Raw genomic sequence first — 15,364 nt, 5'->3', positions numbered from 1 at the left:
TTCGTTTTTCCATTATTTTTGTATGGAAGTTGTTCTACCAATTCACAGTAAGAGACCCTAAAAGCGAAAGAAAGCGGGTTTTGTGCACGTTTTTCCATGAGTGACTGATATACATTACTGAAATGGATTTAATGCCAGACAGAATGGGCTTTTTTGCTCATGAAAATTCTGTCATTTCCGAATTAGAGGCAGATCACAAAATGGACAAGAAGCTGAAAATCGCCGATATCGCCGCACGTACCGGGCTATCGCCGAGTACGGTTTCGCGGGTGCTGGCTGGCAAAGCGAATACCAGTGCACGCGCTCGCGAACAGGTGCTGGCCTGCGCGCGTGAGTTGGGCGTGATGGATGGCATGGCAGCAGGTCGTATGTTGCTGAACAACCTGATTATTTTCGCGCCGCAACGCGCTTTTGACCAACGATCTGATATCTTTTATTACCGTGTGATCCAGAGCATCAGCAAAGCGTTATCGCCGCATGAAGTGCGGCTGCGTTACTGCGCGCTGGAGGAGTTTGACAGCGATCCCGCGCTATTTCTCTCGCGGATGAATGAAGCAGATACGCAGGCGGCGATCCTGCTGGGGATTGACGATCCGCACATCCATGATCTGGCCGCCGATCTCGCTAAGCCTTGTGTGCTGATCAACTGCCGTGATGAACGAATGCGCCTCCCGGCGATTGCGCCGGACCATCGGTTAATTGGCGCGTTCGCCGCCCGCTATCTGTTTGAAATGGGTCACCGGGAGGTGATGAATGTGATGTGCCTGCGCCGCTACACTATGGAGCAGCGGTTTGCAGGGATTAAAGAATCATGGCGTCAGCATAATCTGGCCTTTCACCATGACCGTCATTTGCTGAATATCAGCAGTTTTAGCGCTAAAGAAGCGGAAGAAAAGGTCGGAGCGTGGCTGGATGCCGCCAATGGCAAGACGTTGCCGACGGCGTTTCTGGTCGGCGGGGATTTTATGGCGGCGGGAACGGTAAATGCGCTACATCGTCGTGGTCTGCGCGTACCACAGGATGTCTCGGTGATGAGTATCGACGGCTTTAACCTTGCGGCAATCGAGGATGTTCCCCTGACGGCTGTGCATGTGCCACGCGATGAGCTAGGCAATGAAGCGGTGCAAATGTTGCAACAGCGGCTGATTCGCCCGGATGCTCCGGTGGGCTCGCTGCTGCTGCACGGACGATTGGCGGTGCGGGAGTCAGTGCGGCGGGTTCGCCCAGGAAAAGGGAACACCGCCGTGGAACGGGAAGGGCTGTACGACACTCAGCTGTCGATTCCCAACGCTCGCTTACCGTGAATGTTGAGGTCGGCAAGCGTAAAGCGTCCTTCCCAGTTTGTTTCATAGTCCTCGCGCGGGAAGTCGCCCGGCGATGCGCCTTTTTCCAGTGCGGCCTTCACCTTGTGCGCGTAGGCAAGATTTTTCTCGCACATCGGTGCCGCAGGAATGTACATCACGTTGCCCCAGCCCTGTTGATTTTCAACGGGGGCAACGGAATGGATGACGTCGCAGTGCCACCAGACGGAGTCTCCGGCTTCGAGTTTTGGAATGCTGGTTAACGCCTCAATCAACAGTGGATGCCATTGCTCTGATACCGGCAATACTCTTCCGGGCGCTACGCCGCACAGTTCATCCTCCGGCACATCATCAAGCAGCGGACGTAACAGTACGTACGCCATGGCTTCAGGAATGGGCACGACGTGCAGCAGCCCCTGACCAGGCAGCATATCAGAGAGCGCTGTCCAGCCCTGGAATGTCCGAAACACGGAACATTTGGTGGTGTTGTCCACCGTGTACTCTTCAACTTCCGTACGATGTGCCGCATGCCAGGGATCGTATTTCGCCAGATTGCCATTAAAGACGTTGGCGAAAACGTGCTGATACGCTGGAAGCAGCCAGCGTTCCAGCGCCCCGGAGTCGGTATGCGCTCCAAGACCTTTGGAGGTCGTTCCGGGCGGACGGCGGCGGATACGGTCAGGGTAGATGACGCTCACATCCGGGTTAAACCATTGCTTTCCATCACTTTCAAATGTCCACAGACGATTGAGAAACGACTGCACATTCGCCATTTCTTCACTCTGGCGGGCCTGCATTTGCGCCTGCGACCAGTAGATGGGGTAAATCTCGGGACGTGAAGCGCTGAGCGTCCCGAAGAAATTATCGCCGGGGCCTTTGTAGACCTCGTCAAAGCGGTTGCGGTCCAGATAGTCCAGCATCGACTGATCCCAGCCTAGCGCTTGTTCGCGGGGGAAATGGCCTTTTATCACCGCACAACCGCGACGTTTAATCTGTTCGCGCTGCTCTGCAGTAACATGACCTGCTTTGATATCGGCATAAGACAGCACCGGCCAGACGGCATCGCCCTGTGCTTTGAGTGCGTTGATTTCAGCCACTCGCGTGGCAATGTCATCGCTTAGCTGATTAAAGATCTGCTGGACGTCGCCAAGCTGCGCCCGCAGCGCGTGCTTCATCTGACGGATAGCTGCTTTGTGATCGGCAGGCAATGTGTCGCTGGTAAAAGTAGAAGCCATAACCACCTCGCATTAACTTTCATTCGAAACTATAATGATTTGCATGTGACAATATAAGTTATAAATAAGTTAATGCAAGTTTAATGATTTGATGTGATGTACAGGATGTAAAAAGAAGGGAAAACCGGAGCGCATGGCTCCGGTAGAGAGGTCAGCTGTTAAAAGGGGATGTGTTATCCAGCACAGCCTGAATCACGTTCAGCGCGCCTTCATGATTATTATCATCGGTAGCGTAACGGGCGATTTGTTTAATGTTTTCCGCAGCATTGCCCATCGCAAAGGAATAACGCGCCATTTTCAGCATCTCCGCATCGTTACCGCTGTCGCCAATCGCTACCACATTTTGCGGCGACAGATCCCAGCGTTTCAGTAACCGCGAAATACCATTCGCTTTATGCAGGCCAGGAATAATCAGGTCGATAAAGCCAAAACCACTGGTGACGGGTTTCATAATGCCATCCAGCGCTATGTGCAGTTTGTCGATCACTAACGGGATTTGTTCATCCGGCAGGTTGAGCGAAAACTTGAACAGTACGTCGTCAATCTCCTGATAATCTTTTACAGGTTTCAGGCGATGGTAGTGTTTTGCCATCAGTGCGACAAATGCTTCAGGGGCATTTTCGCTGACATATGCACTTTGCAGACCGCAGGCGACAAAATTGAGTTGCTTATCTTTTAGCAACTCGCCAATCACAATCCGCGATTCATGTCGGGTCAGTTCGCCGTGGAACAACTGCTTGCCATGTTCGTAAACCAGTGCGCCGTTTTCCGCGACAAAAGAGATCTCATCCTTTAGCTCAGGAAAGAACGAAATAAGCTGGTAATACTGATTACCGCTAGCGACAACGAACTCAATGCCGCGCTTTTTCAGTTCCTGATATTGCGCCATAAAACGTGGTTGGTTGTACGTTTTGGCGTCGTTAAGAAAAGTACCGTCCATGTCTGTGACGATAACTTTTACGCTCATAGGTGTGCTCCTGGCTCGAAAATGAAACCGTAACAGTGTAATAACAATGTGACGCAGAGCACAAATTATATTTCGAATGAAAGCGAGGCTGAAATTGATGATGTGAATGATTTGGCCCGGCGACGCCGCCGCCGGGCTGAGGGGATTACAGCATATGTTCAGTACGGGCGATGATATCGTCCTGTGCGTCTGGAGAGAGCGCGGTGAAGAAGGCGGAATAGCCCGCGACGCGCACTACCAGATCGCGATACTGATCGGGATGTTTTTTCGCCTCCAGCAGCGTTTCGCGGGAAACGATGTTGTACTGAATATGCCAGCCTTTATGCACCTCGAAGAAGGTGCGCAGCAGGATCATCAGTTTCTGCTTGTCAGATTCGTTCTCCAGTGTTGCTGGATTCAGTTTCTGGTTGAGCAACACGCCGCCGAGAATCGCTGCCGTAGGCAGTTTACCCACCGAGCCAATGACCGCAGTAGGGCCAAGATGATCAGTACCGGAAGCCGGGCTTGCGCCTTCTGCCAGCGGGGTGTGGGCTTTACGCCCGTCCGGTGTTGCCATAGTCTGCGCGCCAAACGGTACGTTAGCGGAGATAGACGACGTACCCGCGTAATAGTTGCCGCCAACCGGACCACGACCGTAGCGTGGGTTATGGTACTGTTTCAGTTCGTCGATATAGGTCTGATAAGCGCGAGCCAGCAGCGTATCGACGGTATCATCGTCGTTGCCGTACTTCGGCGCACCGTTAATCAGCCGCTGACGCAGTTGCTCATGAGTCAGGCCATCGAAGTCATCCGCCAGTGCGGCAGCCAGCTGTTGCTGACCAATCGCGCCCTGTTCAAACACCAGTTTCCTCACTGCCGCCAGGCTGTTGCCGAGGTTGGCAATGCCGACCTGCAGGCCAGAAACCCAGTCATATTTCGCGCCGCCTTGCTTGATACTTTTTGCTCGCTCAATACAGTCATCCACCAGCGCCGAGCAGAGAATATCGTGCACATTCTCCTCCAGCATGGTGTCAACGACATATTCGATTTCGATTGATTTGCGGGTGTAGTAACGGATTTGCGTGTCCCACGCGTCCATTACTTCATCGAAATTGTTAAAGTTCCCTGCCGACAACGCTTTTTCTTGTGGCAGGAACACTTTGCCGCTGGTGGCATCACGACCGCCTTCCAGCGCCGCCAGCATCACACGGGCGAAGTTGATAAAGCTCATGCCGGTACAGCGATAGCCCCATTTGCCACCGACGGCGGTTTCGATACAACCAATCGCTGCATAGTCGTAAGCGTCCTGCGGTTCAATACCGAGTTTAATAAATTCCGGGATCACGATTTCGTCGTTGTTGAACGCCGGCATCCCGAAGCCGCAACGGATCACCTGTACGCAGGCGTCGAGGAAATCGTTGCTCATTCCTGCATGGTAACGCACGCTGAGGTTAGGCTGAGTGGAACGCAGGCGACCGCAGGATTCGAGGATCGCGTAAGAGAGTGGATTCACCGCGTCCATTGGTTGACCATCAACCAGATTTTGTCCGCCAATGGTGACGTTCTGATACAGCGGACTTCCCGCAGAGGCTTTCGAGTGCGAGCCGGAGCGGATTTTGTTCACTTCCAGCAGTTTCAACCAGCAGCTATGCAGCATCTCGATGGCGTGTTCACGATCCAGCGTCTGGTTGAGTTCAACGTCGCGACGATAATACGGGTACAGATACTGGTCCATACGACCAAAAGATACTGAGTGACCGTTAGATTCGATCTGCAAAATCAACTGGATGAAGTAACACAGTTGCAGCGCCTGCCAGAAAGTCTGCGGCGGCTGGTGGGCGATAAGATCGCAGTTTTCTGCCATCGCCAGCAGTTCATCGCGACGGCTTTCGCGGGTTTCGGTCGCGGCCATTTCACGCGCCAGGGCAGCGAAACGTTCAATGTGTTCACTGACTGCCACCAGCACGATATCAATCGCTTTCAGGAACTGCTCGCCATGTAAATCTTCCAGCACCGTCAGGTTGATGCGCGAGCGACGTTCCGCTACTTTCTCGCGCAGACCATCAAGACCTTTTTCCAGCAGTAGCGGGAAATTCACCGCCAGGTGCGCATCGCCGGAGGTCATATTGCCTTCCGCTTTAATGATTCCGGTCGCCAGCAGACCTTTTTGCTCATCGGTAAACATGCCGTAGCAGCGATCCTGTACCGTCTGACCGCGCCACCAAGGGCACACTTCATGCAGAACACGTTTGTTCTCTTCGCTCACCGCAAAGCCAGCACCGGGACGATCTGCCAGATCATCAATCTCTTTTTCGATCCAGGAGACGGTATATTCCGGGAAGATCGGCGCGGCGCGAACTTCGCTTGCCTGGTTGCCAATGATCAACTCATCGTGCTTGATCCAGATGGTGCGATTCGCCAGGTGATGCGCCAGCGCCAGCGCGCGACGTACCGGGATCGGCTTATCGAGATGTTGTTGATACATCTCAGTATAGTGCTGCGCGCGCTCGGTACAGACCGGCGGTTTCACAATATGCACCAGCGCATTTTTGTGCGCTTTAATGCGATCGCTGAGCGTGTCCAGTTTCAGTGTGGTCATGGTTGTTATCCTCGTAAGGTCGCGGTTAACCCTTTCTGGCAGGCATACTGCTGGGCAAAGTCGAGCAGTTCTGGCGCATCAAGCGGTTGTTCCGGGGCGTCATAGGGCAGATTAAGTAAGTGATATTTGTTGATGCCCAGCGTGTGGTAGGGCAGGAAATGAATTTCGCTAACGTGCAGCTCGTCGGCGGCAAAATCGGTAATGGCTTTTACAGAGGTTTCGTCGGCATTAAAGCCCTGAATCAGCGGCACGCGGATAATGATTTTTTTGCCCGCTGCGGCGAGTTTTTTCAGGTTATCCAGCACTCTGGCGGCGTTACCGTCGGTCCACTGTTTAAACGGCGCGTCGGCAACGTGTTTTAAATCGGCAAGAAACAGATCGATATAGGGCAGAGAAGGGGCGATATATTTCCACGGCACATGCAGACAAGTTTCTACCGCAGTATGAATGCCGGCCTCGTGGCTGGCTTGCAGCAGCGCCGTCGCCATTTCCGGCTGCATGAATGGTTCACCGCCGGAAAGCGTTAAGCCGCCGCCGCTGCGATCGTAAAACGGTTTATCCCGCAAAACGGTCGCCATGATCTCCTCAACGCTTTTCACTTCACCACACACGGTTAACGCCTGTGTCGGACAGCAGTCGGTTAACGCCGTCAGATGCTCCGGGGTTAACTTTTCCCGATGAATAAGCAAACCATTCAGCGCGCGCTCAATCACGTCCGGCGCGGTCTTAGCGCACAGCTCACAGCCTTCCAGGCACAGACGTGGGTCATACAGCAGATCCTGCGTGCGGGCGCGGCTTTCCGGGTTCTGACACCAGCGGCAGCCCAGCGAACAGCCTTTAAGAAATACGACCGTGCGGATACCGGGGCCATCATGGGTCGAGTAGCGTTGAATATTGAAAATCATAGTTGCCTCTCTGTTTCGTTCAAACATTAAAATACTTTCGAATGAAAGTTAGATTGATGTGCGTCAACTGTTCAGAGAGTTTTCCCGTGATAGTCTACATTCAGACAAAAAGTACATTTTGAGGATGGTTATGGAACTGTATCTGGATACTTCAGACGTTGTTGCGGTGAAGGCGCTGTCACGTATTTTTCCGCTGGCGGGTGTGACCACTAACCCAAGCATTATCGCAGCGGGTAAAAAACCGCTGGAGGTTGTGCTTCCGCAACTTCACGAGGCGATGGACGGTCAGGGGCGTCTGTTTGCCCAGGTAATGGCTACCACTGCTGAAGGGATGGTGAATGACGCACGTAAATTGCGTTCTATTATTGCGGATATCGTGGTGAAAGTTCCGGTGACCGCTGAGGGGCTGGCAGCGATTAAGATGTTAAAAGCGGAAGGGATTCCGACGCTGGGAACCGCGGTATATGGCGCAGCACAAGGGCTACTGTCGGCGCTGGCAGGTGCGGAATATGTTGCGCCTTACGTTAATCGTATTGATGCTCAGGGCGGTAGCGGTATTCAGACTGTGACCGACTTACACCAGTTATTGAAAATGCATGCGCCGCAGGCGAAAGTGTTAGCCGCGAGTTTTAAAACCCCGCGTCAGGCGCTGGACTGCTTACTGGCAGGGTGTGAATCAATTACTCTGCCGCTGGATGTGGCACAACAGATGATTAGCTATCCGGCGGTTGATGCCGCTGTGGCGAAGTTTGAGCAGGACTGGCAGGGAGCGTTTGGCAGAACGTCGATTTAACCGGACGTTCTGCATCCTCATAAATTGCTGATGACGTGGCGGAGTGCCGCGTCTTATCTGGCCTGGAGGTGGCAGTTACTGCCCGCACACCTCACACCCCGGATTGCGCATCAGTTTCATTTCGCGAAACTGACAGGTCATCGCATCGTACATCACGATTTTCCCGCTGGCTGGTTTGCCATAACCTGCCAGCAGTTTGATTGCTTCCATTGCCTGCAACGAACCAATTACGCCGATTAACGGTGCCATCACGCCTGCTTCTACGCAGGTTAACGCGTTCTCGCCAAACAAACGGCTGAGGCAGCGATAGCAAGGCTCGCCGTCCTGATAAGTGAAGACCGTGATTTGACCTTCCATACGAATTGCCGCGCCGGAAACCAGCGGCACCTTCGCGGCAAAACAGCCTGCGTTCAGTTGATTACGTACCGCAACGTTATCCGTACAGTCGAGCACCAGATCGTGTTTTGCAATCATCGCAGCAAGTTCAGCGTCATCAAGCAGCGCATTGACTGGCGTAATCGCGATATGTGGGTTGATCCGCGTCAGGGCGTCACGGGCGGATTCCACCTTCGGTTGCCCGACCGTGGCATCGCTGTGCAGCGTCTGGCGTTGCAGATTCGAGAGCGAAACCGTGTCGAAGTCGAGCAGCGTCAGGTTGCCGACACCGGCGCTTGCCAGATACTGCGAAGCTGCACAGCCGAGTCCACCGAGGCCGACGATCAGCACACGAGAATCTTTTAGCGCCTCCTGACCGTCAAAATCAAAACCGCGCAGAATGATTTGCCGGTTGTAGCGCAGCATCTCCTGATCGCTGAGTTCCGCCATTACAGGCCTCCGAACAACGCGTTAAACGGTTCTACTTCCACCCATTCGCCCGCTTCAACATTGCCGCGATCGCGCTCCAGCACGATAAAGCAGTTACCGAGGCTAAAGGAGCTAAATATATGTGAACCCTGATGTCCGGTGGTCGTCACTTCCAGTTCGCCATCGGCGTTGCGTTGCAGCACGCCGCGCTGGAAATCAAGGCGTCCTGGCGATTTCTTCAGAGGCGATGCCGTGCGCACACGCTGGCGCGCGGGCAGGCCGCTGGCGGTATTGCCGCTTAGTTTTGCCAGCAAAGGCTGTACCAGTTGATAGAAGGTCAGCGTCGCTGAAACCGGGTTGCCCGGCAGGCCGCAGAACCAGCTATTAGAAAGTTTTCCGAACGCGAACGGTTTACCTGGTTTAATCGCCAGCTTCCAGAAGGCGATCTCCCCCAGCTCTTCAAGAATGGTTTTGGTGTAATCCGCTTCACCCACTGAAACACCGCCGGAACTGATCACCACATCCGCCTGGCTGTCGGCTTCAATAAAAGCGGCGCGCAGGGCATGGGGATCGTCGCGGATAATCCCTAAGTTGATTACCTCGCATCCCAGCTGTTCTAACATCAGGTGTACGGCGAGACGGTTGGTATCGTAGATTTGGCCGTCGCCCAGCGGCTGGCCTGGCAACTGGAGTTCATCACCGGTAGAAAACAGCGCTACACGCACTTTACGAATCACCGGAACTTCGGCAATCCCCAGTGAAGCAATTACTGGCAGCTCTGCGGTAGTCAGGCGTGTTCCCGCCGGGAAAACAACCGCACCCGCAGAGATATCTTCACCGCGACGGCGAATATTTTGCCCGCTACGCACTTCAGCAGTAAAACGCACGCCATTGTCCGTTTGTTCAGTCTGTTCCTGCATGACCACCGCTTCGCAGCCTTCTGGCACCGGCGCACCGGTCATAATACGAATGCAGGTACCCGCAGGCCATTCACCATGGTACGGCTGACCGGCAAAGGATTTACCGGCAACGGGCAGCGGTTGCCCGGAGGCAATATCGGCTAAACGCACCGCGTAGCCGTCCATAGCGGAGTTATCAAACCCCGGGACATCAAGCGGCGAAACGACATCGCTCGCCAGAATACGACCAAAACACTGTACCAGTGGCAGCGTTTCCTGGGCGGTCAGTGGGGTGACGCGAGAAAGCATCTCATTAAGCGCGGTGTCGAGCGACATCAATCCGGTGGTAAATTCCATGAAAACACTCCTGCGGAGGCAAAATCGAATTTGCCTATTATGTCAGAAAAACGCCACAGACTGTATGCCACCTCGGGCGTAGCGCTGGCTCCTGCCTTTACATGCCATATCCATCTTTCTATATTCAAAAATTGAATGAGTAATTCATAAAAATTCTGATATTTATAGCAAAAGTGGCGAGCCACCCTTAATGGATGAATACTATGGGCAAAGCAGTCATTGCAATTCATGGCGGCGCAGGTGCAATTAGCCGCGCGCAGATGAGTCTGCAACAGGAATTACGCTACATCGAGGCGCTGTCTGCCATTGTTGAAACCGGGCAGAAAATGCTGGAAGCGGGCGAAAGTGCGCTGGATGTGGTGACGGAAGCGGTGCGTCTGCTGGAAGAGTGTCCACTGTTTAACGCCGGAATTGGCGCTGTCTTTACGCGTGATGAAACCCATGAACTGGACGCCTGTGTGATGGATGGTAACACCCTGAAAGCCGGTGCGGTGGCGGGCGTTAGTCATCTGCGTAATCCGGTTCTTGCCGCCCGGCTGGTGATGGAGCAAAGCCCGCATGTGATGATGATTGGCGAAGGGGCAGAAAATTTTGCGTTTGCTCATGGCATGGAGCGCGTCTCACCGGAGATTTTCTCCACGCCTTTGCGTTATGAACAACTAATGGCAGCGCGTGAGGAAGGGGCAACAGTCCTCGACCATAGCGGTGCGCAACTGGATGAAAAACAGAAAATGGGCACCGTGGGGGCCGTGGCGTTGGATTTAGACGGCAATCTGGCGGCAGCCACGTCCACGGGCGGAATGACCAATAAATTACCCGGACGAGTTGGCGATAGTCCCTTAGTGGGTGCCGGATGCTACGCCAATAACGCCAGTGTGGCGGTTTCTTGTACCGGCACGGGCGAAGTCTTCATCCGCGCGCTGGCGGCATATGACATCGCCGCGTTAATGGATTACGGCGGATTAAGTCTCGCGGAAGCCTGCGAGCGGGTAGTAATGGAAAAACTCCCTGCGCTTGGCGGTAGCGGTGGCTTAATCGCTATCGACCATGAAGGGAATGTCGCGCTACCGTTTAACACCGAAGGAATGTATCGCGCCTGGGGCTACGCAGGCGATACGCCAACCACCGGTATCTACCGTGAAAAAGGGGACACCGTTGCCACACAGTGATGAACTTGATGCCGGTGATGTGCTGGCGGTTGAAAATCTGAATATTGCCTTTATGCAGGACCAGCAGAAAATAGCTGTGGTCCGCAATCTCTCTTTTAGCCTGCAACGCGGTGAGACGCTGGCAATTGTTGGCGAATCCGGCTCTGGTAAGTCAGTGACTGCGCTGGCATTGATGCGCTTGTTGGAACAGGCGGGCGGTTTAGTGCAGTGCGATCAAATGCTGTTGCGGCGGCGCAGTCGTGAAGTGATTGAACTTAGCGAGCAGAGCGCTGCACAAATGCGCCATGTGCGCGGTGCGGATATGGCGATGATATTTCAGGAGCCGATGACATCGCTGAACCCGGTATTTACTGTGGGTGAACAGATTGCTGAATCTATTCGTCTGCATCAAAACGCCAGTCGTGAAGAAGCAATGGTCGAGGCGAAGCGGATGCTGGATCAGGTACGCATTCCGGAGGCACAAACCATCCTTTCACGTTATCCGCATCAACTCTCTGGCGGGATGCGCCAGCGAGTGATGATTGCGATGGCGCTGTCATGCCGCCCGGCGGTGCTGATTGCCGATGAGCCAACCACCGCGCTGGATGTCACTATTCAGGCGCAGATCCTGCAATTAATCAAAGTATTGCAAAAAGAGATGTCGATGGGCGTTATCTTTATCACTCACGATATGGGCGTGGTGGCAGAGATTGCCGATCGGGTACTGGTGATGTATCAGGGCGAGGCGGTGGAAACGGGTAGCGTCGAACAGATTTTTCATGCACCGCAACATCCTTACACCCGTGCGCTGTTAGCTGCTGTTCCGCAACTTGGTGCGATGAAAGGGTTAGATTATCCCCGACGTTTCCCATTGATATCGCTTGAACATCCAGCGAAACAGGAACCACCCATCGAGCAGAAAACGGTGGTGGATGGCGAACCTGTTTTACGGGTGCGTAATCTGGTCACCCGTTTCCCTTTGCGCAGCGGTTTGTTGAATCGCGTAACGCGGGAAGTGCATGCCGTTGAGAAAGTCAGTTTTGATCTCTGGCCTGGCGAAACGCTATCGCTGGTGGGCGAGTCTGGCAGCGGTAAATCCACTACCGGGCGGGCGTTGCTGCGCCTGGTCGAATCGCAGGGCGGCGAAATTATCTTTAACGGTCAGCGAATCGATACCTTGTCACCCGGCAAACTTCAGGCATTGCGCCGGGATATTCAGTTTATTTTTCAGGACCCTTACGCTTCGCTGGACCCACGTCAGACCATCGGTGATTCGATTATCGAACCGCTGCGCGTACACGGTTTATTGACAGGTAAAGAAGCGGCTGCACGCGTTGCGTGGTTGCTGGAGCGCGTGGGCCTGTTACCTGAACATGCCTGGCGTTACCCGCATGAGTTTTCCGGCGGTCAGCGCCAGCGCATCTGCATTGCTCGCGCGTTGGCATTGAATCCAAAAGTGATCATTGCCGACGAAGCCGTTTCGGCGCTGGATGTTTCTATTCGCGGGCAGATTATCAACTTGTTGCTCGATCTCCAGCGTGATTTCGGCATTGCGTATCTGTTTATCTCCCACGATATGGCCGTGGTAGAGCGGATTAGTCATCGTGTGGCGGTGATGTATCTCGGACAAATTGTTGAAATTGGTCCACGGCGCGCGGTCTTCGAAAACCCGCAGCATCTTTATACGCGTAAATTACTGGCGGCAGTTCCGGTCGCTGAACCGTCCCGACAACGACCGCAGCGTGTACTGCTGTCGGACGATCTTCCCAGCAATATTCATCTGCGTGGCGAAGAGGTGGCAGCCGTCTCGTTGCAATGCGTCGGGCCGGGGCATTACGTCGCACAACCACAATCAGAATACGCATTCATGCGTAGATAACATTCAGGCGGAGAATAAAATGGCAAGAGCTGTACACCGTAGTGGGTTAGTGGCGCTGGGCATTGCGACAGCGTTGATGGCATCTTGTGCATTCGCTGCCAAAGATGTGGTGGTGGCGGTAGGATCGAACTTCACCACGCTCGATCCGTATGACGCAAATGACACGTTATCTCAGGCCGTAGCGAAATCGTTTTACCAGGGGCTGTTCGGTCTCGATAAAGAGATGAAACTGAAAAACGTGCTGGCGGAGAGTTATACCGTTTCCGATGACGGCCTTACTTACACCGTGAAATTGCGGGAAGGAATTAAATTCCAGGATGGCACCGACTTCAACGCAGCGGCGGTAAAAGCGAATCTGGACCGGGCCAGCGATCCGGCGAATCATCTTAAACGCTACAACCTGTATAAGAATATTGCCAAAACGGAAGCGATCGATCCAACAACGGTAAAGATTACCCTCAAACAGCCGTTCTCAGCGTTTATTAATATTCTTGCCCATCCGGCGACCGCGATGATTTCGCCGGCAGCGCTGGAAAAATATGGCAAGGAGATTGGTTTTCATCCGGTGGGAACCGGGCCGTATGAACTGGATACCTGGAATCAGACCGATTTTGTGAAGGTGAAAAAATTCGCGGGTTACTGGCAGCCAGGATTGCCCAAACTGGACAGCATAACCTGGCGTCCGGTGGCGGATAACAATACCCGCGCGGCAATGCTGCAAACCGGTGAAGCGCAGTTTGCTTTCCCCATTCCCTACGAGCAGGCCGCACTGCTGGAGAAAAACAAAAATATCGAGTTGATGGCCAGTCCGTCAATTATGCAGCGTTATATCAGTATGAACGTGACGCAAAAGCCGTTCGATAACCCGAAGGTCCGTGAGGCGCTGAATTACGCCATTAACCGCCCGGCGCTGGTGAAAGTAGCCTTCGCGGGCTATGCAACGCCAGCTACTGGTGTGGTACCGCCGAGTATCGCCTACGCGCAAAGTTATAAACCGTGGCCTTACGATCCAGTGAAAGCGCGCGAATTACTGAAAGAGGCGGGATATCCCAACGGTTTCAGTACCACGCTGTGGTCGTCACATAACCACAGCACCGCGCAGAAAGTGCTGCAATTTACCCAGCAGCAGTTAGCGCAGGTCGGGATTAAAGCCCAGGTGACTGCGATGGATGCCGGACATCGGGCGGCAGAAGTTGAAGGTAAAGGGCAAAAAGAGAGCGGAGTGAGGATGTTCTACACTGGCTGGTCGGCTTCAACCGGCGAAGCTGACTGGGCACTATCGCCGCTGTTTGCATCGCAAAACTGGCCACCGACGCTGTTTAATACCGCGTTTTACAGCAATAAACAGGTGGATGACTTCCTGGCTCAGGCACTGAAAACTAATGATCCGGCGGAAAAGACCCGTTTATATAAGGCGGCGCAGGATATCATCTGGCAAGAGTCGCCGTGGATCCCGCTGGTGGTAGAAAAACTGGTGTCGGCACACAGTAAAAACCTGACCGGTTTTTGGATCATGCCAGACACCGGTTTCAGCTTTGAAGACGCGGATTTGCAATAAGCAACGCAGGGAGTGGAATGCTTAATTACGTTATCAAACGCTTACTGGGGTTGATTCCAACGCTGTTTATCGTCTCGGTGCTGGTGTTTTTATTTGTCCATATGCTGCCCGGCGATCCGGCGCGATTGATTGCCGGGCCCGAAGCTGATGCGCAGGTTATAGAACTGGTGCGTCAGCAGCTGGGGTTGGATCAGCCGCTGTATCACCAGTTCTGGCACTATATCAGCAATGCTGTGCAGGGGGATTTTGGCCTGTCGATGGTGTCGCGTCGTCCGGTTGCCGATGAGATTGCCAGCCGCTTTATGCCAACGCTGTGGCTGACCATAACCAGTATGGTCTGGGCGGTGATATTTGGTATGGCGGCGGGAATTATCGCCGCCGTCTGGCGTAATCGTTGGCCGGATCGATTGAGTATGACCATTGCGGTGTCGGGGATCTCGTTTCCGGCATTTGCGCTGGGGATGCTTTTAATTCAGGTATTCTCCGTTGAACTGGGCTGGCTGCCTACCGTGGGAGCAGACAGTTGGCAGCACTACATTTTACCCTCCCTGACGCTCGGCGCGGCAGTGGCAGCCGTGATGGCGCGCTTTACCCGCGCGTCGTTTGTCGATGTTTTAAGCGAAGATTATATGCGTACCGCGAGGGCGAAAGGGGTGAGCGAAACCTGGGTTGTCCTCAAACACGGGCTACGTAACGCGATGATCCCGGTAGTGACCATGATGGGCTTACAGTTTGGCTTCTTGCTCGGTGGTTCCATCGTGGTGGAGAAGGTTTTCAACTGGCCCGGACTTGGACGCTTACTCGTTGACTCCGTAGAAATGCGCGATTACCCGGTGATTCAGGCGGAAATTCTGCTTTTCTCGCTGGAATTTATTCTTATCAACTTAGTGGTGGATGTGCTTTACGCCGCCATTAACCCGGCTATCAGGTACAAGTAAGG

The 15,364-nt window shown here is 53.7% G+C and carries 12 protein-coding genes; 6 read left to right on the top strand and 6 right to left on the bottom strand.

Going from position 1 to position 15,364, the window contains the following annotated elements:
* The first annotated feature begins 143 nt into the window (after nt 1–143).
* Nucleotides 144–1,304, top strand: coding sequence for a LacI family DNA-binding transcriptional regulator (locus ACJHWK_RS07455; RefSeq protein ID WP_000505359.1), 1,161 nt, complete (start codon nt 144–146; stop codon nt 1,302–1,304).
* Here ACJHWK_RS07455 and ACJHWK_RS07450 read toward each other — a convergent pair.
* From ACJHWK_RS07450 to ACJHWK_RS07435, 4 genes are all read right to left on the bottom strand, one after another.
* The gene (locus tag ACJHWK_RS07450) at nt 1,271–2,536 is read right to left on the bottom strand and encodes a DUF1479 domain-containing protein (RefSeq protein ID WP_000168809.1); all 1,266 of its coding nucleotides are present in this window, start codon (nt 2,534–2,536) and stop codon (nt 1,271–1,273) included. The genes ACJHWK_RS07455 and ACJHWK_RS07450 overlap by 34 nt on opposite strands.
* 151 nt (nt 2,537–2,687) lie before the next feature.
* A complete protein-coding gene (gene ybiV, locus ACJHWK_RS07445) occupies nt 2,688–3,503 on the bottom strand; it encodes a sugar-phosphatase YbiV (protein WP_000114248.1) in 816 nt (271 codons plus the stop codon).
* Nucleotides 3,504–3,648: 145 nt separating this feature from the next.
* Entirely contained in the window at nt 3,649–6,081 is a 2,433-nt protein-coding gene (locus ACJHWK_RS07440) for a glycyl radical protein (RefSeq protein WP_001522678.1), read from the bottom strand.
* 5 nt (nt 6,082–6,086) lie between these two features.
* Nucleotides 6,087–6,986 carry a glycyl-radical enzyme activating protein gene (locus tag ACJHWK_RS07435; RefSeq protein WP_001522679.1) on the bottom strand — a complete coding sequence of 300 codons (900 nt, stop codon included), beginning with the start codon at nt 6,984–6,986 and terminating at the stop codon, nt 6,087–6,089.
* Between the two features lie 130 nt (nt 6,987–7,116).
* On the opposite strand from ACJHWK_RS07435, the gene fsa reads away from it, so the two are divergent.
* A complete protein-coding gene (gene fsa / locus ACJHWK_RS07430) occupies nt 7,117–7,779 on the top strand; it encodes a fructose-6-phosphate aldolase (protein ID WP_001522680.1) in 663 nt (220 codons plus the stop codon).
* A gap of 75 nt (nt 7,780–7,854) precedes the next feature.
* Here fsa and moeB read toward each other — a convergent pair whose 3' ends face one another.
* Both moeB and moeA read right to left on the bottom strand, forming a co-directional pair.
* Nucleotides 7,855–8,604 (bottom strand): molybdopterin-synthase adenylyltransferase MoeB, encoded by a 750-nt coding sequence (moeB, locus tag ACJHWK_RS07425; RefSeq protein WP_000829221.1) that lies wholly within the window; start codon nt 8,602–8,604, stop codon nt 7,855–7,857.
* On the bottom strand, nt 8,604–9,839 hold the full coding sequence (gene moeA, locus ACJHWK_RS07420) for a molybdopterin molybdotransferase MoeA (protein ID WP_000397357.1): 1,236 nt from the start codon (nt 9,837–9,839) through the stop codon (nt 8,604–8,606). Before moeA ends, moeB begins: the two co-directional genes overlap by 1 nt.
* Nucleotides 9,840–10,042: 203 nt before the next feature.
* On the opposite strand from moeA, the gene iaaA reads away from it, so the two are divergent.
* Genes iaaA through gsiC form a run of 4 tightly spaced genes read left to right on the top strand, consistent with a single transcriptional unit; the run spans nt 10,043 to nt 15,362 of the window.
* Nucleotides 10,043–11,008: a beta-aspartyl-peptidase gene (iaaA, locus tag ACJHWK_RS07415; RefSeq protein WP_001522681.1), complete on the top strand. Its 966-nt coding sequence runs from the start codon at nt 10,043–10,045 to the stop codon at nt 11,006–11,008.
* Nucleotides 10,995–12,866 (top strand): glutathione ABC transporter ATP-binding protein GsiA, encoded by a 1,872-nt coding sequence (gene gsiA, locus ACJHWK_RS07410; RefSeq protein WP_001522682.1) that lies wholly within the window; start codon nt 10,995–10,997, stop codon nt 12,864–12,866. Before iaaA ends, gsiA begins: the two co-directional genes overlap by 14 nt.
* A 19-nt stretch (nt 12,867–12,885) precedes the next feature.
* Nucleotides 12,886–14,424 (top strand): glutathione ABC transporter substrate-binding protein GsiB, encoded by a 1,539-nt coding sequence (gene gsiB, locus ACJHWK_RS07405; RefSeq protein ID WP_001522683.1) that lies wholly within the window; start codon nt 12,886–12,888, stop codon nt 14,422–14,424.
* Nucleotides 14,425–14,441: 17 nt separating this feature from the next.
* Entirely contained in the window at nt 14,442–15,362 is a 921-nt protein-coding gene (gsiC, locus tag ACJHWK_RS07400; RefSeq protein ID WP_000936043.1) for a glutathione ABC transporter permease GsiC, read from the top strand.
* Nucleotides 15,363–15,364 lie beyond the last annotated feature (2 nt).

The sequence above is a fragment of the Escherichia sp. WS547 genome (assembly GCF_046486065.1).
Lineage (GTDB): Bacteria > Pseudomonadota > Gammaproteobacteria > Enterobacterales > Enterobacteriaceae > Escherichia > Escherichia coli.
The sequence above is the reverse complement of the archived record's forward strand: the minus strand, read 5'-3'. Positions and strand labels throughout refer to the sequence as shown.

Bases quoted from the DNA above. Each gene is read 5' to 3' on its own strand.
- ACJHWK_RS07455 (WP_000505359.1), top strand. From the start codon at position 144: ATGGGCTTTTTTGCTCATGAAAATTCTGTCATTTCCGAATTAGAGGCA.
- ACJHWK_RS07450 (WP_000168809.1), bottom strand. From the start codon at position 2,536: ATGGCTTCTACTTTTACCAGCGACACATTGCCTGCCGATCACAAAGCA.
- ybiV (WP_000114248.1), bottom strand. From the start codon at position 3,503: ATGAGCGTAAAAGTTATCGTCACAGACATGGACGGTACTTTTCTTAAC.
- ACJHWK_RS07440 (WP_001522678.1), bottom strand. From the start codon at position 6,081: ATGACCACACTGAAACTGGACACGCTCAGCGATCGCATTAAAGCGCAC.
- ACJHWK_RS07435 (WP_001522679.1), bottom strand. From the start codon at position 6,986: ATGATTTTCAATATTCAACGCTACTCGACCCATGATGGCCCCGGTATC.
- fsa (WP_001522680.1), top strand. From the start codon at position 7,117: ATGGAACTGTATCTGGATACTTCAGACGTTGTTGCGGTGAAGGCGCTG.
- moeB (WP_000829221.1), bottom strand. From the start codon at position 8,604: ATGGCGGAACTCAGCGATCAGGAGATGCTGCGCTACAACCGGCAAATC.
- moeA (WP_000397357.1), bottom strand. From the start codon at position 9,839: ATGGAATTTACCACCGGATTGATGTCGCTCGACACCGCGCTTAATGAG.
- iaaA (WP_001522681.1), top strand. From the start codon at position 10,043: ATGGGCAAAGCAGTCATTGCAATTCATGGCGGCGCAGGTGCAATTAGC.
- gsiB (WP_001522683.1), top strand. From the start codon at position 12,886: ATGGCAAGAGCTGTACACCGTAGTGGGTTAGTGGCGCTGGGCATTGCG.
- gsiC (WP_000936043.1), top strand. From the start codon at position 14,442: ATGCTTAATTACGTTATCAAACGCTTACTGGGGTTGATTCCAACGCTG.